This is a genomic window from Caldivirga sp., from assembly GCF_023256255.1.
Lineage (GTDB): Archaea > Thermoproteota > Thermoprotei > Thermoproteales > Thermocladiaceae > Caldivirga.
On sequence record NZ_JAGDXD010000019.1, the window covers coordinates 1 to 20,997 of the forward strand.

The window sequence follows — 20,997 nt, forward strand, 5'->3', positions numbered from 1 at the left end:
CCTGATCACCAGTAGAACCCCTATGATAAGCCATATACTGACCAAGATAAACACCAACAAGAAAAGAAGCAATATTAGCAGAAACAACAATAAACAAAGTCCAAGGAAGTCTCTGAACTATTAAATTTAGTACTGGTTCATCGTAAAGTATTGATAAGCCCATATTACCATGCAGTACATTCCAAATGTAGTAAATAACTCCTAATAATGGATTTCCATGAGGCAGAAGCGAATTAACATATGATATTAACTCCTTGTATTCCTGGACTGTTAATAATGCTGCCGACGACGTGGGTGTAACCATTATACGGCTAGATGCAGCCCCAGCTCCTCCTCCAACTATTTCAAGTCCAAATGACTGGAGAATAGCCTCAACAGGCTTTAGAGGTGATAGTTCGAAGAGTAAGTAGCTTATTACTAAGGCTAGAAGAAAGGTAAATACTGCGGTTCCAATTCTACGGGCCAAGTAGGCGGTATTCATGACTTAGATACTTAGTAAGCTCATTAATAAGTTTTATTCCTATTTGTATACAATTACCATACGCATTTAATTATTGATCTTCAAAAAAAGTAATTTAAATAAGTTTAAAGAGACACACCATAATTTAGACTACCTCCTCCTTAGTAGTATTGCAGCTACCACTGCTATAACAATTACTATAATTACTATGCCGACTACTAAAGTTACATTGATAACAGGCTTAGTTACTGTAACCGTAGACACAACAGTGGTTGGAGGTACAGTAGTGGTCACCGTTGTGGTTACTGGTATTGTGGATGTTGTCGTGTAAGTAGTTGTAGTGCCACTGACCACGGTAGTTGATGTAACTACCGTAGTAGTGGAAGTTGTAGTTGTAATTGACGTAACGGTGGTTGTGGCTGAAGTAGTTGTTGAAGTAACAGTGGGCTTAGGTTGAACATTAGTTAATATTGCCCACCACATTGGTCCAGCGATCTCTAGGGATGGGCTCTCAGACCAAACCCAACTATTTGATGGTGGGAACTGTAGATACTTTGTATTATACCATACCTCCTCATAGGGCGTGTCCAGACTTATGAACCATGGATTATGATTAGCCTCCCAAGCCCACATGAATACACAATCCTTAATCTGCTGAATGGTAACCTGCTGTGGCGGGCATATTCCATTAGTCTGGGAGTTAGGTCCCCAAAGCCATGCCACAGTCCCATTAGGTAATGTAACTTCACCCCACCAGTGAGTAACATTTATTGGATAGCCTTCAAAGTAGCCGTTGACTGGGAATAAGTCAGGTATTATTATTGAGAATCCTGGTGGTCCATACCTGTAGGCTAACGCATATTGAGTAGCCATGGTGCTGTATATTTGTGGGAATTCAGTAGCTGGTTCTATGCTTATAGTTGTAGGTATACCGAAGGCATTCCACTGGTTAGCTACACTTGTTAACTCAGCCATAATCTGTGGGTTTGATGCAGTACCTGAGTCAACCAAGATGACTAACTTAAAGGGTGTACCATTAGGCGTATACCATATGCCATTCTTCTTAGTGAACCCCACGCTCTCAAGCAGGTTAGCCGCCATGGATGGATTATAGGTATAGTTTATGAGTGGGTAACCCAACTTATCCCAGTACTGAACCATCTCCACGAATGAATGTGGATTAATGGTTGGATAAACAATGGCGTTATTAGGCTCAGGAACCGGCGCATACGGTGTGCCTGCAGCCTCAGCTACAAGGGTTAGGTTTAATGCATATATTAAGGCCTGCCTCACTTGCGTGTAGTATATGTAGGGCCATAGGAAGTTAAAGTATAATGCATCCCCTGGTGCGCCTGGTGTTAAGGCGTAACTCATGTATGGGTTTCTTAGCACCTGTGATGCAATTGATGGTGGTAAGTTACCCTGGTAGAAAGATAGTTGTCCAGTTTCTAAAGCTGCGAAGAGCGGTGTTGATGACGTGTACTGGTACAGCACTACGTAATCGATCTTTATGTTGTTGGCATCCCAGTAGTATGGGTTCTTGCATAGTATTATCTCTGAGGGTGTTATGTCGCATACGTAGAATGGACCATTTTGAGGCGGTGGGAATGTGAAGGTTGGGAAGTACTTATGCAGGAAGGCGAACTCAGTATGAATGTAACTAGCTCCCTCAGACTGCTCCTGTGATGTACCATATCCGAAGTTAGCTGCGTAGAGGATGTTCCAGTTCTTAGATAAGTTATCTATGAATGGTTTGAAGAGTTCATAATTAATGAATATGCCTAATCCACCATCACTAACGTAGTAGAATGTCATTACATCATTACTATTAACTACGGCATCAGGAGGTACCCATATTATGCACGTGTAGTTATTAACCCATGTTACATTACCTAGTGCATCATATATTAGGGCTTGAATTAGATTAGTTGCATACAGATCTAGACATGTGAAGGGTTGCCCATTACTCCAACCTGAGTGCCTTAGGTAGACGGTTATCTTAGCCCAACCACTCATGTTGCCTACAGTTAAATTATATTGAATAGTCCAATTATACGCTAAGTCAGGAATCCACGTGCCACTGGATAAGTTATACATCGCTAAGTATGCGTAATTTAAACCATATTGATGTGTCCATATGCCAGAAGTCGTGAATATATTTGGGTTAAACGAAGAGTTAGAGGTCATGGGCGTACTAACTACCACAGCGGAGTAGAGGGTATTATAGGGTGTCATGGGTGGTAAACCACTTGAGGCTTGACTATAGAGCGGTAGGGAAACGTACACCAGTATTAAAGCAGCCGCAATTACCGGTATTACCCACAGTTTTGTGTACTGTGAGGTGTACACCATGCTTTACCTTGTCTTTATACTCCTTTATAAGCTTTTTCATAATGATATAAATATATTAATTATCTACAGAAATATATACTGGTATTAACACTTGACGGAAAGCTAATACCACATAAGGTTCCTTCACATTAATTATGATTCATTATCATTATCTTAGTGATAGTGTTCATTAATTAGTTAAGTCCATTAAATGTTGCATTGCATAAGAAAACTATATAAGGGTTAAGATTTTTTGCTCCTGATGATTGAACTAATACTGCTTATATTGTTTAAGGCCGGTGGAATACCGCTAGTGAATTATACTATTTACTTACCTGTTAATTCATCAGTAATTAACGTTAGTTTACCTGTAGTACCCATTCCTGATACCATTGAGGCTATTAATGATTCAACTGGGTCACTTATACCAATTAGCCTGTATCCAGGTAATGTACTAAGTGTGTTCGCCTTTGGTGGTGGTAATGTATCAATAATATATTATGGTAATTACACTTTTAACGCTAAATCCCTGTTATATTCATTCAATGTATCATCCATGGAGAATGTTATTATAGTTTTCCCACCATTCATAATACCCTTTGATCTACCCATAAACATAATTCATTATAGGATTATAAATGGGTCAACGCTAATAGTAACGTTACCTCCAGGCAATTACACTATTCAATACGCTTACGTACCCAAGAGCCTATTAACCACCACGGCGACTACCTCAACTTCAACTACTAGCACTAGTACTACTAGTGTAGTTTCATCAACCACCTCAACGTCAGTCTCATCAACTACATCAACCTCAGTGGCTACAACCACTGGAACTTCATCAGTAACCTCATCAACTACTTCCAGTACAAGCGTTCAATCGGTCTCATCAACCACCTCGGTCTCATCCACGGTACCCACTGCTTCATCGGTTAGTAGCGTATCCTCTACGTCATCCACAGTTAGCCACGGTTCCAGTTCCCTCTACATAATAACGGCGGTAATACTGGTGATAGTGGTTTCTGCAGTGGTAATGTTGAGTAGGCGTAGGGCTCTTGAAGGCCTTGAGCAGCGTAACCTAGATGATGTAGATAAGTTAATCATTAATACGTTGAGACAGTACGGTGGTTCACTTTACCAGTCTCAACTCCAGCAGTTAACTAATGTACCCAAGACGACTCTTTGGCGTCACGTCATGAAACTTAAGGATATGGGTATTGTGCGTGTGGATAAGGTTGATGGTTTAAACAAGGTTACCTTAATCTCAGGCTAAGGCAATAAGGCTGCTTAAAGGTAAATTAACATTAATAGGATTAGTTTCTGCGGATTAGTATGATCCTGGGATCCTAAAATCGAAGAATGGTTCATCCGCCCTTAATGCGACCAGGTATTAATGGGGCATTATTATCCGCGGCATTTAATGCTTTAGAATTAGGCACTGGAGGCTTTATATTATGATAATTGAGGCTTACGATATTAATGGTAGGAGAATACTGGTTGCCTTCACGGAATCCGGGGTTGCGTATAGGGACATTACGAGTGTTCACAAGTGGTATAGGAACTTCTTCATACCAGGTATAGTAATTAGTGTGATTCTTGTTGCGGGTTCAATAGCCTACGCTATAGTGATGTATCAGAACGCGGCGATGCATTACCAGTATGAACCATACTACGTACTAATAGGTGGCTTCGCGGCTTCAGTAATAATTCTAGCAGTGGTAAGGCTAAGTAGACCTAGGGTTGATTGGCAAACCACAGTAATACCTATTATTCAAGTTTGGTCAATCATCATCTACGTTAGGAGCGGCTTAGTTTACGTGTATAGGTATGGTTCCCAAACGCCTGAATTAACACTGAGGCTGAGAGGTAAGGAGTTGATTAACCTTCTTGATTCCCTTAAGAGTGAACCATGGGTAAGGAAGGTGTTCATGTATGAACAGTAAATTTTACTGAACAGTGAAGTCCACGTAGGGTTCCTTCAAGTCAACCATGGCGTTCACAACCAGCTCCGCTAAACCACCGTAGTGAATATTGTATAGTTCAGTAGCCCTATAGTGGGTTAGTAAATCCCTTAACTCACCCTTGCAGTTGGAGCATGGTGCACACACGTACTTGGGGATACTGGGGTCTATGGTGTCCCTGAAGGCTTCAAGGATTTGCCTAAACTTCATTCTTGAAGCGACTTTAATCCTCCATTCAGGGAAATTGAGTGAAGTCATTATGGCGAAGCCACTGCCACCACCACAGCAGTAGTTGTAAACGCCGTGAGGTTCCATTTCCCTAAACATTGGTGCAATCCTCCTCAAAACCTCCCTCTGAGGCTCCACTATGCCGGTTAGCCTAACTATATTGCATGGATCATGAAGGGTTACGGGGAAGTTATTCCTACCTGGGTCAAGGTTAAGCTTCCCGCTTTTAACAATATCCCTAAGCATTGGTAGTACACTCTCCCTAGGTATCCTGTAATCATCCTTAAGTAGCCTATCAGCAACCACGAGCAGGGCCTTAGTGGCGTGGCCGCATTCACCAATTACAATCCTCTTAACCTCAAGCTTCCTGGCAACCTCAATGTGCTTCATGGCTATCCTCGCCAATTGAGCATCATCATACCATACACCGTAGTTAACCGCATCATAACCCACCAGTTCACTGCTAAGAGTCCAACTAACCCCAGCCTCCTCAAGTATTATTGCGTAGGCAGCTGGGTTCTCAGGCCATGAAATGTACTCGCCGGCATTGTGTATTAAAAGTACATCAGCGCCCTTCTCGTCAACAGGTATCTTAATTCTCCTACCAAGCTTCTCACGTATTAAATCCTCCATGAACTCAACCATGTTTATGAAAGCCTTCGGATTCATGCCTGTTGATGACCCCACCTTAAGTTGAAGCACAGTACCCCTCTCATGAAGTGCAGTAGGCGCTATGCCCATCTCCATGCTTAGCAGCTTCCTAATTTCATGTGCTATTAACCCATTATCAATACCCAGTGGGCAGGCTTGAACGCATCTCCTACATAATGTACACCTATAGGCTAATTCACCGAGTCTAAGTATTGTAAGTGCATTAAGCTCTACGTTAACTCCAGGCTTCTTAAGAATGTACTTATCGTAAATTCTCCTAAGTACCTCAGACCTATACGTTGGCCTATAGATATCCTTCCTCCCACTGGCCACGTATATTGGGCAAGCCTCAGCGCAGTTTTGGCACTTTGCGCAGTAGTCTAGTGAGAGGAGTAGAGGTTGAAGGAATGTCCAATTACCCTCCCTTGAGGTTAACTTCCTTAAGCCCTCTAGGAACCTCTTAACCAGTTTCTCCTCCTCTTCCTTGCTCCTGGGTTTCCAAGGTATGTCAATGGCCACGTATCCGTCAAGCTCAGTCACATAGTTGCTTGACCAATCAAGCTTAGGTTCAGTTAAGGGTGGTTCCAGTTCAGGCTTATCGTAGGGTGATGGTAAGGGCATTAAGTCACTTAGGCTTATCTTAATTAACCTACCCTCACGTTTACTTATGTCCCTTATCCTAACCGCACGCTCATCCTTCATTAGCGATCACCCTTGCGTTTTCCTCCCATGATTCACCCAGCTTAATGTGGGGGGCATTCCAAGGCATCTTAAGCGCCATTAACTCCCCGACTCTACTGCTTAGTTCACTGGAGCCTGGTTCATCTTCCCAAAGCACCCTATGGTAAGTGAAGTATTTACCAATGAAGTGTGTTATCTTTGAGAAGGGTATGTAGGCTACGAGTGCTTGAAGCGCAATAACATGAACCAGGATCACTGGGTTTAGGTGGGGTGGACTTACTAGTGGATTAATAATGCTTAATGCAAAGGCCCTCGCATAGTTGAAGTATGGATCGTTAAACCATGAGGCTAAGCCTGTTACTAAGGCCAGAAGCACCATGGTTAGATTAAAGTAGTCTGGGATAGTTGTGTAATCCCTTAGGATGGGGTTTATGAGCCTCCTAATAAGTAGCCCAAAGCCTCCAGCTGTGGCGAGTGATGCACCAGTGACGCCTACTACTATTGTAGCGTAGTAGAGGAAAATAGACCAAGTGCTACTTGATGGAACTAGCGCATGAGCATACAATGTAGTAACCGCCCCTAAGAGCACTAGAAGGAACCAAACTAGAATTAAGTATATTCCCAGGTGGAATGGGTAAGTGAGTGCCCAGAGCCTCTTATTATTGCCGTAAATCCTCTTTATAAATAGCATTTCACCGAGTAGTTCTTTAAGCTCCCCAATAACTGACGTGTTCCTATTCTTAGTCCACCAAAGCTCCTCCTCTAAGTAACCCCCACCGTACTTCGCTCTCCCTGGTTCATGAGGTACTGGGTAAAGTTCCCACCTTAAGTGAATGGGCATTGATGACCACTTCCACCACCTGTATGCGATCCCTATGATGAAGATTAATACCGCTGCGTAGGATGTTAATTTAAGTATCTGAGTAATCACAGTGAATCACCTTGACCTAAGCACCCTGATAAATAGTCAGAGTCAATGAACGTTAGCCGCGAATCTCCTGTATTGATCATGGATTAAGTTCAGCCATTAAAATGCTTTTATTAATTATTTCACAATGAACGGGAAAATAAGCCATAGTTTAAGGATTTACTTAATTATTAGGAGACCCGGTTAATAAACCATTTAAGTGCTACTGTTAATCTTCATTAGATGTCTCACGGATCTATTATTTTAACTCTTCAGTTAGTTAATGAATCATCATAATGTGCATTAACTCTCTCATAAACCATGTGGTTATGTTGATGAAACGGGGAGATACTTTGGTGAAAACTACATAAGCATAGGGAGGGAATAGGAGTAATGAGGCTGAGTTTTAGTGTTAAAGCATTAATAGGTACTTCAGGGTAGCTATTATTGTGAAGTTGTTTAAGTGTAGTCTATGCGGATCAGAGGTTCCCTTCAGTGACGTAGCCTACATTAAGGGTAATGTGGTTATTTGCCGGAGGTGCTTCCCCACGTACTACGTTAAGAATTGCGTCTTCTTAAGGAGGAGGCTCATTGGGGAAAACCCACAGGCCTGTTCCTTCTGCCAGTATAGGAAAAACTGCGACTCGTATATCGCTTCACTTAAAGGTTCCCTTGAGGCCTAGGTTTCACTGAGGCCAGCATTATGGGTCTTCAATTTCTACGTAACCCTAATTACGTAAACCTCAATGATTCTCCGTGGCTTCCTATGATGCCTATACGTGTATGGTATGCTTAACTTAAATCCACGTGCAACCTCAATGCTTCTACCTAATGCCTTAACCACCTTAGTAACGTAATCCACTGTTCCCTCCTTATGTATACTATAGGTTACTTTAGATAGTTTCAACGAATTCAACAGTAACTTAACATCAATACCCCTGGGGCTCCATATGCCGAAGGGTGGGTTCTGGAAAACGGTATCCAATGGCCTTGCGATGGCCGGCATTGTGAAATCCATGACTATTAAGTCAACTACGTTAAGTAAGCCTAACCTGCTTAAGTATTTGTAAGCATCCCTCACCGCATCTTCATCAATGTCCGAGCATATGACTTGTATTGAACCAAGTAATGCACCTGCTGCTGAGAATCTACCTGTACCACAGACTGGGTCAATAATCCTATTTCCAGCCACATCCCCCTTAAGGTAAGCTAACCAAACCACCTCGGCTACAACATCCGCATCAGTAACGTACTGCTCCAGCTTAAGCTTAGGCTTACTGTATCCCCCTATGTCCTGTATAATGGACTCAAGCTCCTTCTTCCCCTTAAGCATCAGCATTTACTGCATTAAACAATTAAAACTGTGTACTTAAGTACAGTTGCCCTGTGGATTAAGGATGGGGGTGACTTTACGGCAAGTCTCCTTCAATTCCCTAGCCTTATCCTCAGGCAATGAATCGTAGGTGAAGGTCCATAATCCCCATTCAACGCCAGCAGCATACTTAAGCTTATTAGCATCCCTGAGCATTGGGTAGAATTCAACGTGCATGTGGTATGAATCATCATTCTTAACTGGACCCTGGTGGAAAGCCATTATGTAGGGCATGTCCCTACCCAGTACATTGTCAAGCATTGCCGTGGTTACTCTAAGCGCATCAGTGAGCTTAACTAGCTCATCATCAGTTAACTGAGTCATCTTCTGCACGTGCCTCCTAGGTATTACATGAACCTCATAGGGCCACATGGAGTAGTAGGGCTTCACAATGTAGAAGTCACCATTAGTGTAGATAACTCTCTCCCCAAGTTTAACCTCCTCATCAAGTATACTGCATAGTAAGCACTTACCGGTCCTCTTCATGTGCCTCCTCATATTCCTTAACTCAAGCCTAATCCTCAGGGGTACGTAGGGTAACGCGTACATTTGACTATGTGGGTGGGTTAAGGATACACCTATCTCCTTACCCTTATTCCTGAAGAAGTAAATATACTTAACGAAACCTGAACCCTCAAGCTTAATCATCTCATCCCTAACACCCTTCATCACTAAGGCTAGGTCATCGAGTGGTATTTCATGAAGGTCCTTAAGGTCATGCTTAGGTGACTCAACAATAACCATGCAGTAACCTAGGGAACGCCTAGCCTTAAAGTCATCAACACTACGCGCCTTAGGAGCATTGGGTGAGAGCATGGGGAATCTATTGGGTAGTATTAGGAAGCGCCAACCTGTCCCAGTCTCCTCATTACCCTCATCAAATGGGCAACGGTCACTCGGCTGCCATGGTCTAGCCTCCCTCACGCTTGACACCATTATCCACTCCCCTATTAATGGGTTGTACCTAAGCTCCATTGCCATGGGTTAGTGCTTATTAAGACTGGTTAAATGCATTATCAATGATAGTTTCATCAGCCCCAGGTAGAGTGGACCTGTTTAACACGCATCAGGATTACAAGGGGTTACCTGTTGTTCCAGCTGCAGTTGACTTAAGGACAGTCGTCGAGGGGGAGTTGAAGATGGGTGATGTTATTAAGGTTAAGTCAATAAACATGAATGAGGAAGCCGAGTTGAAGGTTACTGATGAATTAAAGGTTGGTCAATGGAGTAGTTACGTACTGGCTGCATTGAAGGCATTATCAATGCACGGTTACTTCATAGGTGGAGCGGAATTAACGATAAGAAGCAATGTACCCGTGGGTTCAGGGTTAGCTAGCAGCGCCGCATTACTGGTCTCAGTGGTTAATTGGTTTAATAAGGCTTATGGCCTAGGCTTATCTAAGAGGGACATTGCTGAGTTAGCCTATGAGGCTGAACACAACATAATGGGTATACCCTGTGGTAGGCTTGACCAATACTCCTCATCATACGGGGGCTTAATAATACTGGAGGCTAGAGCACCCTATAGGGTTGAGGAACTGGGTGTTAAGGATCTTGACTTCATAGTAGTTGACTCTGGGGTTAGGCACAGTACAATGAACGTGCATACGGTTAGGCAGAGGGAACTTAGGGAGGCGCTCAGTATGCTTAAGGAATCAATACCGAGGGATCACTGGGATAAATTAAATAAACCACTTGATGAAGTTGACTGGGGTTGGTTAGCCTCAGTCGCTAAGGATTACTTAAGCACGCTGAGTGAAGTCCATAGGAAGAGGCTGGAGTTCACAATACTCATGAATGAGTCAACCAAGAGGGCTATAGTGGAGTTAAGGAAGAGTAAGCCGGATAGGAAAGTACTGGGTGAGATCATGAATGAGCAGCATAGGTTACTGAGAGACCTATATGAAGTCAGTATACCGGAGCTTGAGGAGATTAAGAAGGCTCTTGACTCTAATGGAGCACTGGGGTCTAAGATAAGTGGAGCAGGCATGGGTGGTTCAATAGTAGCCTTAGCTGAAAGCAGGGAGGAGGCTGCTAGGATTCTTGATTCAATTAAAGGTAAGTGGAGGGGTTGGGTTGTGTCGATTGATCAGGGTGTGTCTTAGCGTTAATGTGATTTATTTAAAAAGGGGGTTAAGGCAAGGTGCCGTATGGCTGGTAAAGTTAAGATAGTGGCGACAATTGGGCCTTCATCGGAGAAGACTGAAGTTGCTGAAAAACTGATTAAGCTAATTGATGGAGCCAGGGTAAACTTCTCCCACGGAGACTTGGACACTTGGGTAAGTAGAATTGAGTTAATTAGGAGAATTAACCCAAGCATTCCTATACTCGGTGATTTACCGGGGCCAGGGGTAAGGACTGGTGAAATGGTTGACTTACCCTTCAGTAAGGGTGATTCATTAACCTTTAAGCTATCTAGTGAGGGTAAGGGTTACGTACCAGTGCCAGTTAAGGAATTCTTCGACATTGTCGATAAGGGCGACGTAATAATAATGGATGATGGTAGGATAAAGCTTGAGGTAACTAGTAAAGGTAATAATGAGATTAATGTAGTGGCCTTAACGAACGGTATAATTAAGACTCATAAGTCAATAACAATAATGAATAAGGATTACCCACTCCCAATACTGGGTGATAGGGATAAGGAAGCTATTAAGGTTGCTGCCAAGTATAACCTGGAGTACCTTGGGTTAAGCCACGTTAGGAGCGTTGAGGATATTGAGAATGCAAGGGAGTACTTAAGGAGCCTCAACTACTCACCAACAATCGTCGTCAAGGTTGAGACGGCAAGCGCAGTTAGGAGCATAAGGGATGTGGCATGCGACGCGGACTACATCATGGTGGCTAGGGGTGACTTAGGAATGGTATTCAACCTGGAGGAGGTTCCTAAGATCCAGGAGAAGATCATTGCTGCGGCTCACTCCTGCGGTAAGCCAGTTATGGTGGCCACTCAGCTTCTTGAATCAATGGTCAATAACCCAGTACCCACTAGGGCGGAGGTGGTTGACGTCATGACCAGTGTACTTCAGGGTGTTGATTCACTGCTCCTAACTGATGAGACTACAATGGGTAATTACCCAGTTGAGGCTGTTGAATGGCTTAGGAGGATAGTTAATAATTATGAGAACCAAGTAACCCCCGGCTTTAGGGCTGATTCTACAGCATTTGATGAGAGAATGAAGTTTGCGCTAGGGGTGGCTGAGTTGGCTGATAATATAGGTGCAAAGATAGTGGTTTTCACTAAGAGCGGCTTAACAGCCATTAGGCTCTCCAGGTATAGGCCTAAGGTGCAGATACTGGCTGGTACCCCAAGTGAGGTAGTGTTCCGTAGGCTTAAGCTACTCTGGGGTGTTGAGGCCAGGGTCATTAATGACCAAGACTACGATAAGGGTATGGTGGATACTTTAAACACATACATTAAGGATGGTTTAATCAAGCACGGTGACCTAGTAATATTAACCTACGGTCTCAGGCCAGGGGTAAGTGAGTATGAGCATGTGATTAAGCTGATTAGGGCTTAGTTCATTACTAGAAAGACTTAAGTTATTTAAATACCTCCACTAAGTTTAACCTATGGTTGATTTAGGGGAAGTAACAGTAAAGGAGCTTGAGTACCTGAGAGCCATCAATAATGAGGGTTCACCAATATCAATAACCTCATTATCCAGAAAGCTAGGCAGGTCAGCCTCAAGTGTATACGAGGAGATTACCCACTTAGTCTCAAAGGGCTTCGTTACTAAAAGCCATGAGGGAGTTTGCTTAACGAGCGATGGTAAGATGCTGCTTGAGTTGGTTGATAATAGCCATAGGATAATTGAAACCTGGCTTGTCAGCCTAGGCTTCAGTGTTGAGGAGGCTTGTAGACTTGCATCGAAAATGGAGACCACAATGCCCATTGAGGTTCTTAAGAAGCTTTACGAAAACATGGGTAAACCAAGCTCCTGCCCACATGGTAAACCCATAACCTTCGAAGACACGGCCCCAAGAGCGGCAAGTGCCCATTAATTAAAGCTAACCTTAAGAATCCAACAAGAGCGCCTAAGCCCTTCTAGGCGTTCTGGCTCCACAGGCAGTGCAAACTAATACGTATATCCTATCTTCTTTAACAAGGTACGTGTCTATGGAACCGCAGACTGGGCAGGTTACGTAAAGTTTAATGTACCTATCGTAAACTGCCTCAAGGGTTCTTGGCGTGCGTTCAGCGTAGATTACTAGGGATCCATTAGGGTCAACATTACCTGGTACAGCCAGTTCCTTAATGAAGAACCTCGCCATATGTGTAACATCCCTGTTTAACCTATCTGCTATATCCTTGAAATTCCTAATAATAGTCCTCCTAGGCTCAATCTCAACACTAAGTTTAGGTATCTCCCTCCTCCTCTCAACCTTAGGCGTCACTATCTTGTAAGCCCTCTCAAGCAGCTTAAGGTAAAGTGGATCCACCGACATTAACCAACCCTACAGTACCCTACTTATAAGTGTATAGGGATCCTACATTCTTATAGCACTTAAGTACCTTAATTGGGAGGAAGAGGCTAGGAATTACTGTACTTAATCCAAGGTATTGAAACCTCATCAATTCTCCACCTTTGCCTGATTACACTATCCTCAATACTGATACTCACGCCGCTTCTATAGGCTAGTAAACCAGTCCAAGCAATCATGGCGCCATTATCGCCAGCGTACTCAGGGGGGACGACATGCAGTGTTGCTGCGTACTCTGACGCAACAATCTCCATTATGCTTCTCAGTATGTGACTCCTAGCTACACCACCAGCAAGTACAATCTCCCTCTTACCCAATAATGCTAATGCCCTTTCAGTAACCTCAGCTAACATGTAGTAAGCCGTGTTAACTATGGATAAGCAAACGTCCTCAGTCCTCTTCCCCTCCTTAACTAGCTTAACTGCCGCGGTGTATAAGCCTGCGAAGGACATGTCCTGCCCTTTAACAGTGTAAGGTAACTCTAACATCACCTTACCCCTACTGGCGCACTCCTCAAGGTGTGGTACACCAGGGTTAGGTAAGCCGAGGAACCTTGCAAACATGTCTAGGCAATTACCTACTGATATGTCCATAGTCTCACCAAAAACCCTATACCTACCACCCGAGTAGGCGGTTACCATAGTATGCCCACCGGAGACTAGGAGCACTAGTGGATCCTTAGCGCCTGTGGTCATTTTAGCTATCTCAATGTGAGCTACTCCATGGTGAACAGGCACAAGGGGTTTACTGTACTTAATGGCTATGAACCTGGCTACAGTAGCCCCAACCCTTAAGGCGGGTCCTAAGCCGGGTCCTTGGGAGAAGGCTACTGCATCGATGTCACTTAACCTAACACCAGCCTTATCTAAAGCCCTCTTAATCAGGTATGGCGCCTTCACGGCATGGTGATCCGCAGCCTCCCTAGGGTGAATACCTAAACCCTGGGGTGGAGTGTAGGTTTCATTCTCATTAGCCAATACACCATTCTCGCTAACAATCCCCACCCCTATAGTGTGGGCTGTTGACTCAATACCAAGAATTATCATTAGGTCTTAGGCGTCTTAGTTGTATTTAAAACTTATTAGGCATGCGTCTACTGCCTTTTTATTAGTAAGGGGTGTTTTCCCTAGGGATGAGGATGCTGCTGGCGCTTCTTGAATTCACCTACCTCTACTTACCCTCTGCCTTGGGGCTTGGCTTTCAAATATGGTGTAGCCGCATTTACCACAGTGCCACCTGGGTACTGGTTCCTTATGGTAAGCCATTACTGAACCACACCTGGGGCATAGCCTCTTATTAAACCTGAACACGCCCTTCTCCATATCTATAGTGTACCACGTGTGTGCCCTTGCCTTAACAGCCTTACTCATATTTAACATGCGGCTGGTTCCCTTTTTAAAAATAGCTGCTTAATCAATTCACTTACCGTCTTAATGAGCATTACCTAAAGCCGCAGCCTCCATCATGTTCATTAAACCTAACCCTTAAAGTAACGGGTAAGGAACAACCTTTATTAGGCTTAACTAAGGCAGTGTCCACGTGAAGAACCCCATTGAGGTTAGGAAGATTCAAGTTGCCGGTAAGTCCTCCTTAGCCGTAACTATACCTAAGAGGTGGGCTGAGGTGCTTGGGATTAACGCCGGTAGCCCAGTCTACCTGGAGTTTAGGGGTTATGAGATTGCAATGCTGCCTGCGTTAATGGTTCATGAGGTCGAAACCCAGAGGGTTATTGAGGTTAAGCCGGGTGAGGGTTCTGATTCAGTGATTAGGAGAGTCATAAGCGCCTTTATTAAGGGTGCGCAAATCATTAGGGTTACTTTCATGGGTAGTATTGATAGGGAGTTAATCGACGAGGTCACTAGGGAGATCAGCGTCCGCGTGCCCATGGTTGAGACCATAAGTTACGGTGATGGTGAAGTCAAGGTAACTGTACTATCCCCTACAAGTAGCATGCCTATTAAGAGCTTCATAGCCAGGATGAGTAATGTTGTGTCAGGAATGTTTAAGGATGCCTTAAGTCTAATTAAAATGGATCCTGAGGAAAGACTCAGCGTGGCTAGGGATGTCATGGATAGGGATTATGATGTTGACAGAAACTACATGCTTATACATAGGTTAATAAACATGACTATAAACGGTTTAATAAGCGTTAAGAGCGTTGAAATTGATGATAGGCCTGAGCTCTTATCCTGCCTACTGGTCTCTAAGTCCCTTGAGAGGTCAGGTGACCATTCCTGGAGGATTGCCCAATGGATGCTTGAGGTTGGTTCAATTAATGAGAACGTGGCTGACTTAATACTGGTTCTTGGTGATGAGGTTAATAACCTTCATAAATCCGCAGTATCCTCATTCTTAAGTAGGGATGTTGATAAGGCGCAGACCGTGTTGGATATGAGGAATAGCATTGCCCAAAGGAGGGTTGAGGTTAATAATGCGCTTAAGGCCTACAGTATAACTGGGCCATTAAACCTAGTGATTGAGTCAATAGGTAGGTTAGCAGCCTATGCATATGATATTGCTGAGATAACGCTTGACACATACCTGTGAACCATGCCTTTAATAAACTGCATCAATACTTACACAGCGTCCTCATGTTAATGATTCCTCTATTGCTATTGGGCTTATAAAGTTTAAAAGGAAGGCGAAGTAAGGTTAATGATGTCTAGCCTATTTGACAATGTTAAGCCGCTTACCACAGGACAGGAGAGGTTAATTAATGTACTTAAGGATGATAGTAATGAGGTTATTGGAGCCTTTGGTCCAACTGGAACAGGTAAAAGCTTCATAACTGTGATTTACGGTATCTCAGCTGTATTAAGTGGTCGGTTTAAGAGGCTCATAATAGCTAGGCCTCTAATAGACATAACCAGTGGTAGGCTTGAGTCCCCTGAGGAGTTGGGTGACTTGTACTATAGGGTTGCTGGGCAATACCTATACGACATATTAGGCGACATGGTGCCTAGGGATGATATGGAGAAGATGCTTAGGGATGGTAAAGTAATTGTAACAGACGTTAATTATCTGAGGGGTAGGACCTTCGATGAGTCAGTGATACTGTTGGATGATGCACAGCACGCTCCCCCTGAGAACGCCGCGGAGGTTCTTATGAGGATGGGTAGGAACGCTAAGTTAATTATTGCCGGTGACCCAATACTGCAGAGACCATTAGGTATCGAGAAGGATGGAGCAACATTAATGAGGGAGGTCCTGCTTAATGAGGAGAACGCCATGGTTGTCGACCTTGGTTTAAAGGACATAATTAGACCTGGTGCTAAGAGGGGTCTTAAGCTAATGTTTGAGCTTAGGCTGAGGAGAAGGGGCCTTAATGATGATGAAAAGAAGCTAATAGACGTTATAAGGGTTCATGCCCCAGACGCAGACGTAGTTACCGTGGTGGGTTTCAGGGATATTAAGGAGAGTTTAGACATAAAGTCTGAGAATGTTCCAGATGCCTTAATAGTAGCTAAGGAGGGTTACCTAGGTAGGGTTGTGGGTAAGGGTGGTGAGAGGATTAAGGCTATTGAGAATGATTCAGGCTTTAAGTTAATAAGAACTGTTGAAATGAGCCTTGACTTCAAGCAGTGGATCAGAACAATACACCCAATGAGTTGGATAACTAAACACATTGTTGACGTTGATTTCGCTGGACCTGAACTACAAGTAACCTTAAGGAGGGAAATGGGGGCCTTCGTTGGGCCCAGGGGAACCTACATTAGGCTACTTGATAGAGTCTTCAAGAGGCTACTTAACATTGGTGTTAGGGCAATTGAGGAGGAGCAGCCGTCGGAGTCACAGTAATTGTCTTAAAATTCGCCTATTGTCGTATAAATATTCTGCAGTTAAAAAAGTTTATTTACCTTACGCTCTAGGCTTCCCAATGCCAGTGAAGGTGAATCAGTTAATGAGGAGAGGATTAATATTTGTTGATGCATCTACACCCATAAGGGATGCCGCTAAGGTAATGACTAATGACAAAGTAGGCCTATTGGTAGTGACTAACGGTGGTAAGATGATTGGCGTGGTCAGTGAACGGGATATAATGAGGGCGGTGGCTGATGGAGTGAATTTAAGTGAACCAGTGGAGAGAATAACTACGAGAAATGTCGTCACAATAAACCCTGACTCAACATTATATGAAGCCGCTGAGTTAATGCATAGGTTCAACATAAGGCACCTGGTAGTTGTAGATGAGGTAGGTAACCCAATTGGTGTATTATCAGTAAGGGATGTAGTTGCTGAGCCTGTGAGATTAAGAATTCTTGCGGAACATAGCTCCGTAAGTTCGGTTGAGGAACAGCCAATACCCCATACTGACTAGTTAAATCCGCAGTATTTTAGTGTCTTAAACTTAAAAGGTAAGTGCCCCTCTTTAAAGCTGTTAAGTGAAGCTTAACCCAGCTTAAAGTTTATAAAACTAAGGGATTAAGACTAGGCGTGCCGCATAGGTCTAGGCATAAGCGTGGTAGTAGTGGATCAGTCAGGCCAGCTACTAAGACAATACCACCGTGGTTAAGCTATAGCCCTGAAGATGTGGAGAGGCTTGTGGTTGAATTAGCCAGGAGGGGGTTTACACCATCATTAATAGGCATTATACTGAGGGATCAGTATGGTATACCACTGGTTAAGGTTGTTACAAATAAAAGGATTACTGAGATACTTGAGGAGAATGGGCTTAAGCCTCAGATACCGGAGGACTTAATGGCGTTGATTAGAAGGGCTGTAAACATTAGAAGGCACCTTGAGGAGCATCCTAAGGATATGTCAGCTAAGAAAGGCTTAATGTTAACTGAATCTAAGATACACAGGTTAGTTAAGTACTATAAGAGGACTGGCGTACTCCCAGCAAACTTCACCTACAGCCCAGAGAGATTCGCCATGGCGACTTAACGGTAATGGAATAGAATGATCAGTAACAGTTAAAAGGGTTAGAGACCAACCGTATTATGCAGTATGTTAAGCTTGGTTGGTCTGGGGTTAAGGTTTCACAAATATGCCTTGGCATGTGGCATCTCCCCCCTTCTAGGGTTAAGGATGAGTATGGTGTCTATAAGGTTGATGAGGAGGAGACTACTAGGATAATTAAGAGGGCTATTGACTTAGGAATCAACTTCATAGACACAGCCAACGTATACCACGGTACGATGTCTGGGCCAGATTACATTCACGCCGGTAATGCTGAGAGAATATTGGGTAATGTGCTTAAGGGTTATGATAGGGAATCACTGGTTATAGCAACAAAGGTAAGGTTTAGAATGGCTCCTTGGCCTAATGGTGAGGGGTTGTCTAGGAAGCACATTAGGTGGCAGATTAAGGAATCATTAAGGAGACTTGGCTTAGAGTACGTTGACCTATATCAAATACATGCCCCCGATCCTGATACTCCTAAGATTGAGACTCTTAGGACTCTTAACTACCTTGTTGAGGATGGTTTAGTCAACTACATTGGTGAAAGCAATCACCCAGCCCACGACATAGTAGAATTCATGGAACTAGCTGAAAGAAGGAACATGGAACCCTTCGTGACAATGCAGGAGCCGTACAACTACATTGAAAGGTGGATTGAGAACGATAAGATACCTGTGGCCAAGAGGTACGGCATGGCAATACTAGCCTACATACCTTTAGCTCAGGGAGTATTAACAGGCAAGTACGTTGACTTCGAGAAGAAGACCTGGAGAATACCTGAAATGTCTAGGGCGGATTACATAGAAGGTATGAGACGCAGGTACTTCACTGATAGGAACCTTAAAATACTCATGGAATTCCATGAGGTAGCTAAGGAATTAGGCGTAAGTGATTCTCAGTTAGCATTAGCATGGATGCTTAAGAGAAGTGAGAACCTTGGAGTAACGATAATACCCATAATAGGCGCAACAAGTGTTAAACAGCTTGAAGAGGACTTAGAAAGCCTAAACGTTAAGATAAATGATGATGTAATGAAGAGACTTGAGGATATTTATAAGACTGGGACCTCCCAATAATCAGCTATAGTTAAGAATAAGGTCCCTAAGTTTAAACTACTTAAGCAATCTTAAACAAATATAATACCGTACGGATATTGAGGATCTTGCCATATATGTTAAATAAGTTAGTAATCAAGCATGTATTTGTTAGGGTGAGTTTACTAGCGCTTAATTTTTAGTTGATGGTTTCTTTAATTTTAGGAGTGGTTTCAAGTGTTCCTCCCTTGTCCCTAATTCCCTTAGTAGTTTTATGAATTTACCGTGTAGCTCCTCAATTATTTGCCAGTTCCCTGAGGCAATGTTAACGCCTTGTTTAGGGTCTTTAACCAGGTTGTATAATTCGGTCTCAATCCTACCGAATGGTTTAAGCACCCTTGGCTTACCATCAACAATCATAGTGTACGTAACCCCCTCAAGCCCTTGGGAATCCTCAAAGGCCATTATTAAACTCCACTCATCTGCCGTTACAGTAGGCCTCAAACCACCTGCAGTACCATGTATTATGGGTGGGCTTGTGACCGCAATACCCCTAATAGGCTCCTTAACCTCACCGGTAATGTAGGGTAGCAGTGGTTTTCCCTGAACACCATACTTAACGTAATCAACGCCAGCCAGGTTAAGTATTGTTGCGGTTATGTCTGGTGGTTGAACAAGCCCATTAAACTCAATGCTCCTAATCCCCATTGAGTCTGGGAACCTTACAATTAGGGGGATGTGGGCAACCTCCTCGTATAATGGTGCGTACCCATGGTGCTCACCCATTATTACCGACTTACCGATTAAGCCATGCTCACCAAGGTAGAATCCATGATCTGAAGTGAACACTATGACTGTGTTATCAAGTAGGCCTAGTTCATCAACCTTCTCCAGAAGCCTACTAACCCACTTATCAACAAGCAGGGCCTCAGCCGCGTAAAGTGCCCTAACATGCTCAACCTCATCAATAGTTAAGTAGTCTGAGGGACCGTAGGCTGGATAAATAACCTCCTCACCACTGTAACCTGGGTCAAGCCTATCAATAAGCCATCTAGGTGGATCCCATGGTTCATGAGGATCAAAGAGGTCTACGTGGAGTAGGAATGGTTTACCCAGGTTGTAGTTCTCCTCAAGCCAATGTGAAGCCTCTATAATCGTCTTGGCAGGTATCCAATCCTCCTCATGAATCCTACCGGCATTATTCACAATATGCCTAAGGGTTGTTTCAACATCCCTAAGCTTACTTGGACTACACGGTAATTTAACATCCTTAACAATCCTAAACCTATCATTCTCCTGACCCCTAACCCAAACCCAAGCATCAAAACCCCTATCATAGTTAAACCCATCCTTAAGAATATGAGGAGTATCAGCAATCAAAACGCTAACATACCCAGCACCCCTAAGCATCACTGGTAACGTAACCTCACCAGGAGGTAATGGAGCCCAATCATGGTATGTGAATGTGAATTTACCAGTTAGTAAATCATGCCTATTAGGCACTGTTGGAAATGAGGCAGTGTAAGCCCTAGTGAAGAAAACACCACCTGAGGCTAGGTGGCTAATGAATGGAACCCTAACAACCCTGCCCCTAACCCTAAAACCAGTTATTAAATCAAGACGGAAAGTATCCGAAACAATAATAATAAAGTTAAGCGGCTTAAGCATAATAAACCACTAATAATGAGATATTAAAGCATAACCGCCAGGACACGTTAATCCAACCTTATTTAACTACCTACCTCAGCATTCCCATTTTATTACCACTTATAGTTAAGCATGAGGCTTTATTCATATAAATCAAGTTCTGTCAGTTAAAAACAAATGAAAACCATTAACTTGGGGGAAAATCAATTCCCATATACTGAAAAATAATATTAATTTTAAAATCTAAACTAAGCACGCATCAACTCATTTCCTCCTCAACGCTATTATTGCTGCTACTGCAGCCACCACTATTACAATCACCACTATTCCTGCTA

General features: G+C 43.3%; 20 protein-coding genes and 1 pseudogene. 11 read left to right on the forward strand and 10 right to left on the reverse strand.

Going from position 1 to position 20,997, the window contains the following annotated elements:
• Nucleotides 1-481, reverse strand: a pseudogene (locus Q0C29_RS02850) (ABC transporter permease); the annotation flags it as partial.
• A 129-nt stretch (nucleotides 482-610) separates the two neighbouring features.
• Entirely contained in the window at nucleotides 611-2,812 is a 2,202-nt protein-coding gene (locus Q0C29_RS02855) for an ABC transporter substrate-binding protein (protein WP_291999152.1), read from the reverse strand.
• Nucleotides 2,813-3,053: 241 nt separating this feature from the next.
• On the opposite strand from Q0C29_RS02855, the gene Q0C29_RS02860 reads away from it, so the two are divergent.
• Together Q0C29_RS02860 and Q0C29_RS02865 are read left to right on the forward strand one after the other, a co-directional pair.
• Nucleotides 3,054-4,064, forward strand: a complete 1,011-nt coding sequence (locus Q0C29_RS02860; RefSeq protein ID WP_291999153.1) for a winged helix-turn-helix transcriptional regulator — start codon at nucleotides 3,054-3,056, stop codon at nucleotides 4,062-4,064.
• A gap of 181 nt (nucleotides 4,065-4,245) precedes the next feature.
• Nucleotides 4,246-4,734, forward strand: coding sequence for a hypothetical protein (locus Q0C29_RS02865; protein ID WP_291999154.1), 489 nt, complete (start codon nucleotides 4,246-4,248; stop codon nucleotides 4,732-4,734).
• A 3-nt stretch (nucleotides 4,735-4,737) separates the two neighbouring features.
• On the opposite strand, the gene Q0C29_RS02870 is transcribed toward Q0C29_RS02865, so the two are convergent.
• Nucleotides 4,738-6,333, reverse strand: a complete 1,596-nt coding sequence (locus Q0C29_RS02870; RefSeq protein WP_291999155.1) for a (Fe-S)-binding protein — start codon at nucleotides 6,331-6,333, stop codon at nucleotides 4,738-4,740.
• The gene (locus Q0C29_RS02875; protein ID WP_291999156.1) at nucleotides 6,323-7,243 is read right to left on the reverse strand and encodes a respiratory nitrate reductase subunit gamma; all 921 of its coding nucleotides are present in this window, start codon (nucleotides 7,241-7,243) and stop codon (nucleotides 6,323-6,325) included. The genes Q0C29_RS02870 and Q0C29_RS02875 overlap by 11 nt, the downstream gene beginning before the upstream one ends.
• A 425-nt stretch (nucleotides 7,244-7,668) precedes the next feature.
• Between Q0C29_RS02875 and Q0C29_RS02880 the strand changes: the two genes are divergently transcribed.
• Nucleotides 7,669-7,902, forward strand: a complete 234-nt coding sequence (locus Q0C29_RS02880; RefSeq protein ID WP_291999157.1) for a hypothetical protein — start codon at nucleotides 7,669-7,671, stop codon at nucleotides 7,900-7,902.
• Between the two features lie 35 nt (nucleotides 7,903-7,937).
• On the opposite strand, the gene Q0C29_RS02885 is transcribed toward Q0C29_RS02880, so the two are convergent.
• Together Q0C29_RS02885 and galT are read right to left on the reverse strand one after the other, a co-directional pair.
• Nucleotides 7,938-8,552: a methyltransferase gene (locus Q0C29_RS02885; protein WP_291999158.1), complete on the reverse strand. Its 615-nt coding sequence runs from the start codon at nucleotides 8,550-8,552 to the stop codon at nucleotides 7,938-7,940.
• Nucleotides 8,553-8,588: 36 nt separating this feature from the next.
• Entirely contained in the window at nucleotides 8,589-9,572 is a 984-nt protein-coding gene (galT, locus tag Q0C29_RS02890; RefSeq protein WP_291999159.1) for a galactose-1-phosphate uridylyltransferase, read from the reverse strand.
• Between the two features lie 38 nt (nucleotides 9,573-9,610).
• Here galT and Q0C29_RS02895 point away from each other — a divergent pair, with 38 nt between their 5' ends.
• Genes Q0C29_RS02895 through Q0C29_RS02905 form a run of 3 tightly spaced genes read left to right on the forward strand, consistent with a single transcriptional unit; the run spans nucleotide 9,611 to nucleotide 12,596 of the window.
• A complete protein-coding gene (locus Q0C29_RS02895; protein ID WP_291999160.1) occupies nucleotides 9,611-10,696 on the forward strand; it encodes a galactokinase family protein in 1,086 nt (361 codons plus the stop codon).
• A 45-nt stretch (nucleotides 10,697-10,741) separates the two neighbouring features.
• Nucleotides 10,742-12,112: a pyruvate kinase gene (gene pyk / locus Q0C29_RS02900; protein ID WP_291999161.1), complete on the forward strand. Its 1,371-nt coding sequence runs from the start codon at nucleotides 10,742-10,744 to the stop codon at nucleotides 12,110-12,112.
• Nucleotides 12,113-12,164: 52 nt separating this feature from the next.
• Nucleotides 12,165-12,596 (forward strand): metal-dependent transcriptional regulator, encoded by a 432-nt coding sequence (locus tag Q0C29_RS02905; protein ID WP_291999162.1) that lies wholly within the window; start codon nucleotides 12,165-12,167, stop codon nucleotides 12,594-12,596.
• A gap of 33 nt (nucleotides 12,597-12,629) precedes the next feature.
• Here the strand turns inward: Q0C29_RS02905 and Q0C29_RS02910 are convergent, their stop codons facing one another.
• From Q0C29_RS02910 to Q0C29_RS02920, 3 genes are all read right to left on the reverse strand, one after another.
• Nucleotides 12,630-13,040: a translation initiation factor IF-2 subunit beta gene (locus Q0C29_RS02910; RefSeq protein WP_291999163.1), complete on the reverse strand. Its 411-nt coding sequence runs from the start codon at nucleotides 13,038-13,040 to the stop codon at nucleotides 12,630-12,632.
• 86 nt (nucleotides 13,041-13,126) lie between these two features.
• Nucleotides 13,127-14,122, reverse strand: a complete 996-nt coding sequence (gene kae1 / locus Q0C29_RS02915; protein ID WP_291999164.1) for a KEOPS complex N(6)-L-threonylcarbamoyladenine synthase Kae1 — start codon at nucleotides 14,120-14,122, stop codon at nucleotides 13,127-13,129.
• Between the two features lie 114 nt (nucleotides 14,123-14,236).
• Nucleotides 14,237-14,455 carry a 30S ribosomal protein S27ae gene (locus Q0C29_RS02920; RefSeq protein WP_291999165.1) on the reverse strand — a complete coding sequence of 73 codons (219 nt, stop codon included), beginning with the start codon at nucleotides 14,453-14,455 and terminating at the stop codon, nucleotides 14,237-14,239.
• Nucleotides 14,456-14,615: 160 nt separating this feature from the next.
• Here Q0C29_RS02920 and Q0C29_RS02925 point away from each other — a divergent pair, with 160 nt between their 5' ends.
• From Q0C29_RS02925 to Q0C29_RS02945, 5 genes are all read left to right on the forward strand, one after another.
• Nucleotides 14,616-15,623, forward strand: a complete 1,008-nt coding sequence (locus Q0C29_RS02925) for a phosphate uptake regulator PhoU (protein WP_291999166.1) — start codon at nucleotides 14,616-14,618, stop codon at nucleotides 15,621-15,623.
• A gap of 108 nt (nucleotides 15,624-15,731) precedes the next feature.
• Nucleotides 15,732-16,874, forward strand: a complete 1,143-nt coding sequence (locus Q0C29_RS02930) for a PhoH family protein (protein WP_291999167.1) — start codon at nucleotides 15,732-15,734, stop codon at nucleotides 16,872-16,874.
• A gap of 79 nt (nucleotides 16,875-16,953) precedes the next feature.
• On the forward strand, nucleotides 16,954-17,394 hold the full coding sequence (locus Q0C29_RS02935; RefSeq protein WP_291999168.1) for a CBS domain-containing protein: 441 nt from the start codon (nucleotides 16,954-16,956) through the stop codon (nucleotides 17,392-17,394).
• Between the two features lie 116 nt (nucleotides 17,395-17,510).
• Nucleotides 17,511-17,963 carry a 30S ribosomal protein S15 gene (locus Q0C29_RS02940; protein ID WP_291999169.1) on the forward strand — a complete coding sequence of 151 codons (453 nt, stop codon included), beginning with the start codon at nucleotides 17,511-17,513 and terminating at the stop codon, nucleotides 17,961-17,963.
• A 56-nt stretch (nucleotides 17,964-18,019) separates the two neighbouring features.
• The gene (locus tag Q0C29_RS02945) at nucleotides 18,020-19,057 is read left to right on the forward strand and encodes an aldo/keto reductase (RefSeq protein WP_291999170.1); all 1,038 of its coding nucleotides are present in this window, start codon (nucleotides 18,020-18,022) and stop codon (nucleotides 19,055-19,057) included.
• A 150-nt stretch (nucleotides 19,058-19,207) separates the two neighbouring features.
• On the opposite strand, the gene Q0C29_RS02950 is transcribed toward Q0C29_RS02945, so the two are convergent.
• The gene (locus Q0C29_RS02950) at nucleotides 19,208-20,683 is read right to left on the reverse strand and encodes a sulfatase (RefSeq protein ID WP_291999171.1); all 1,476 of its coding nucleotides are present in this window, start codon (nucleotides 20,681-20,683) and stop codon (nucleotides 19,208-19,210) included.
• Nucleotides 20,684-20,997: the final 314 nt, after the last annotated feature.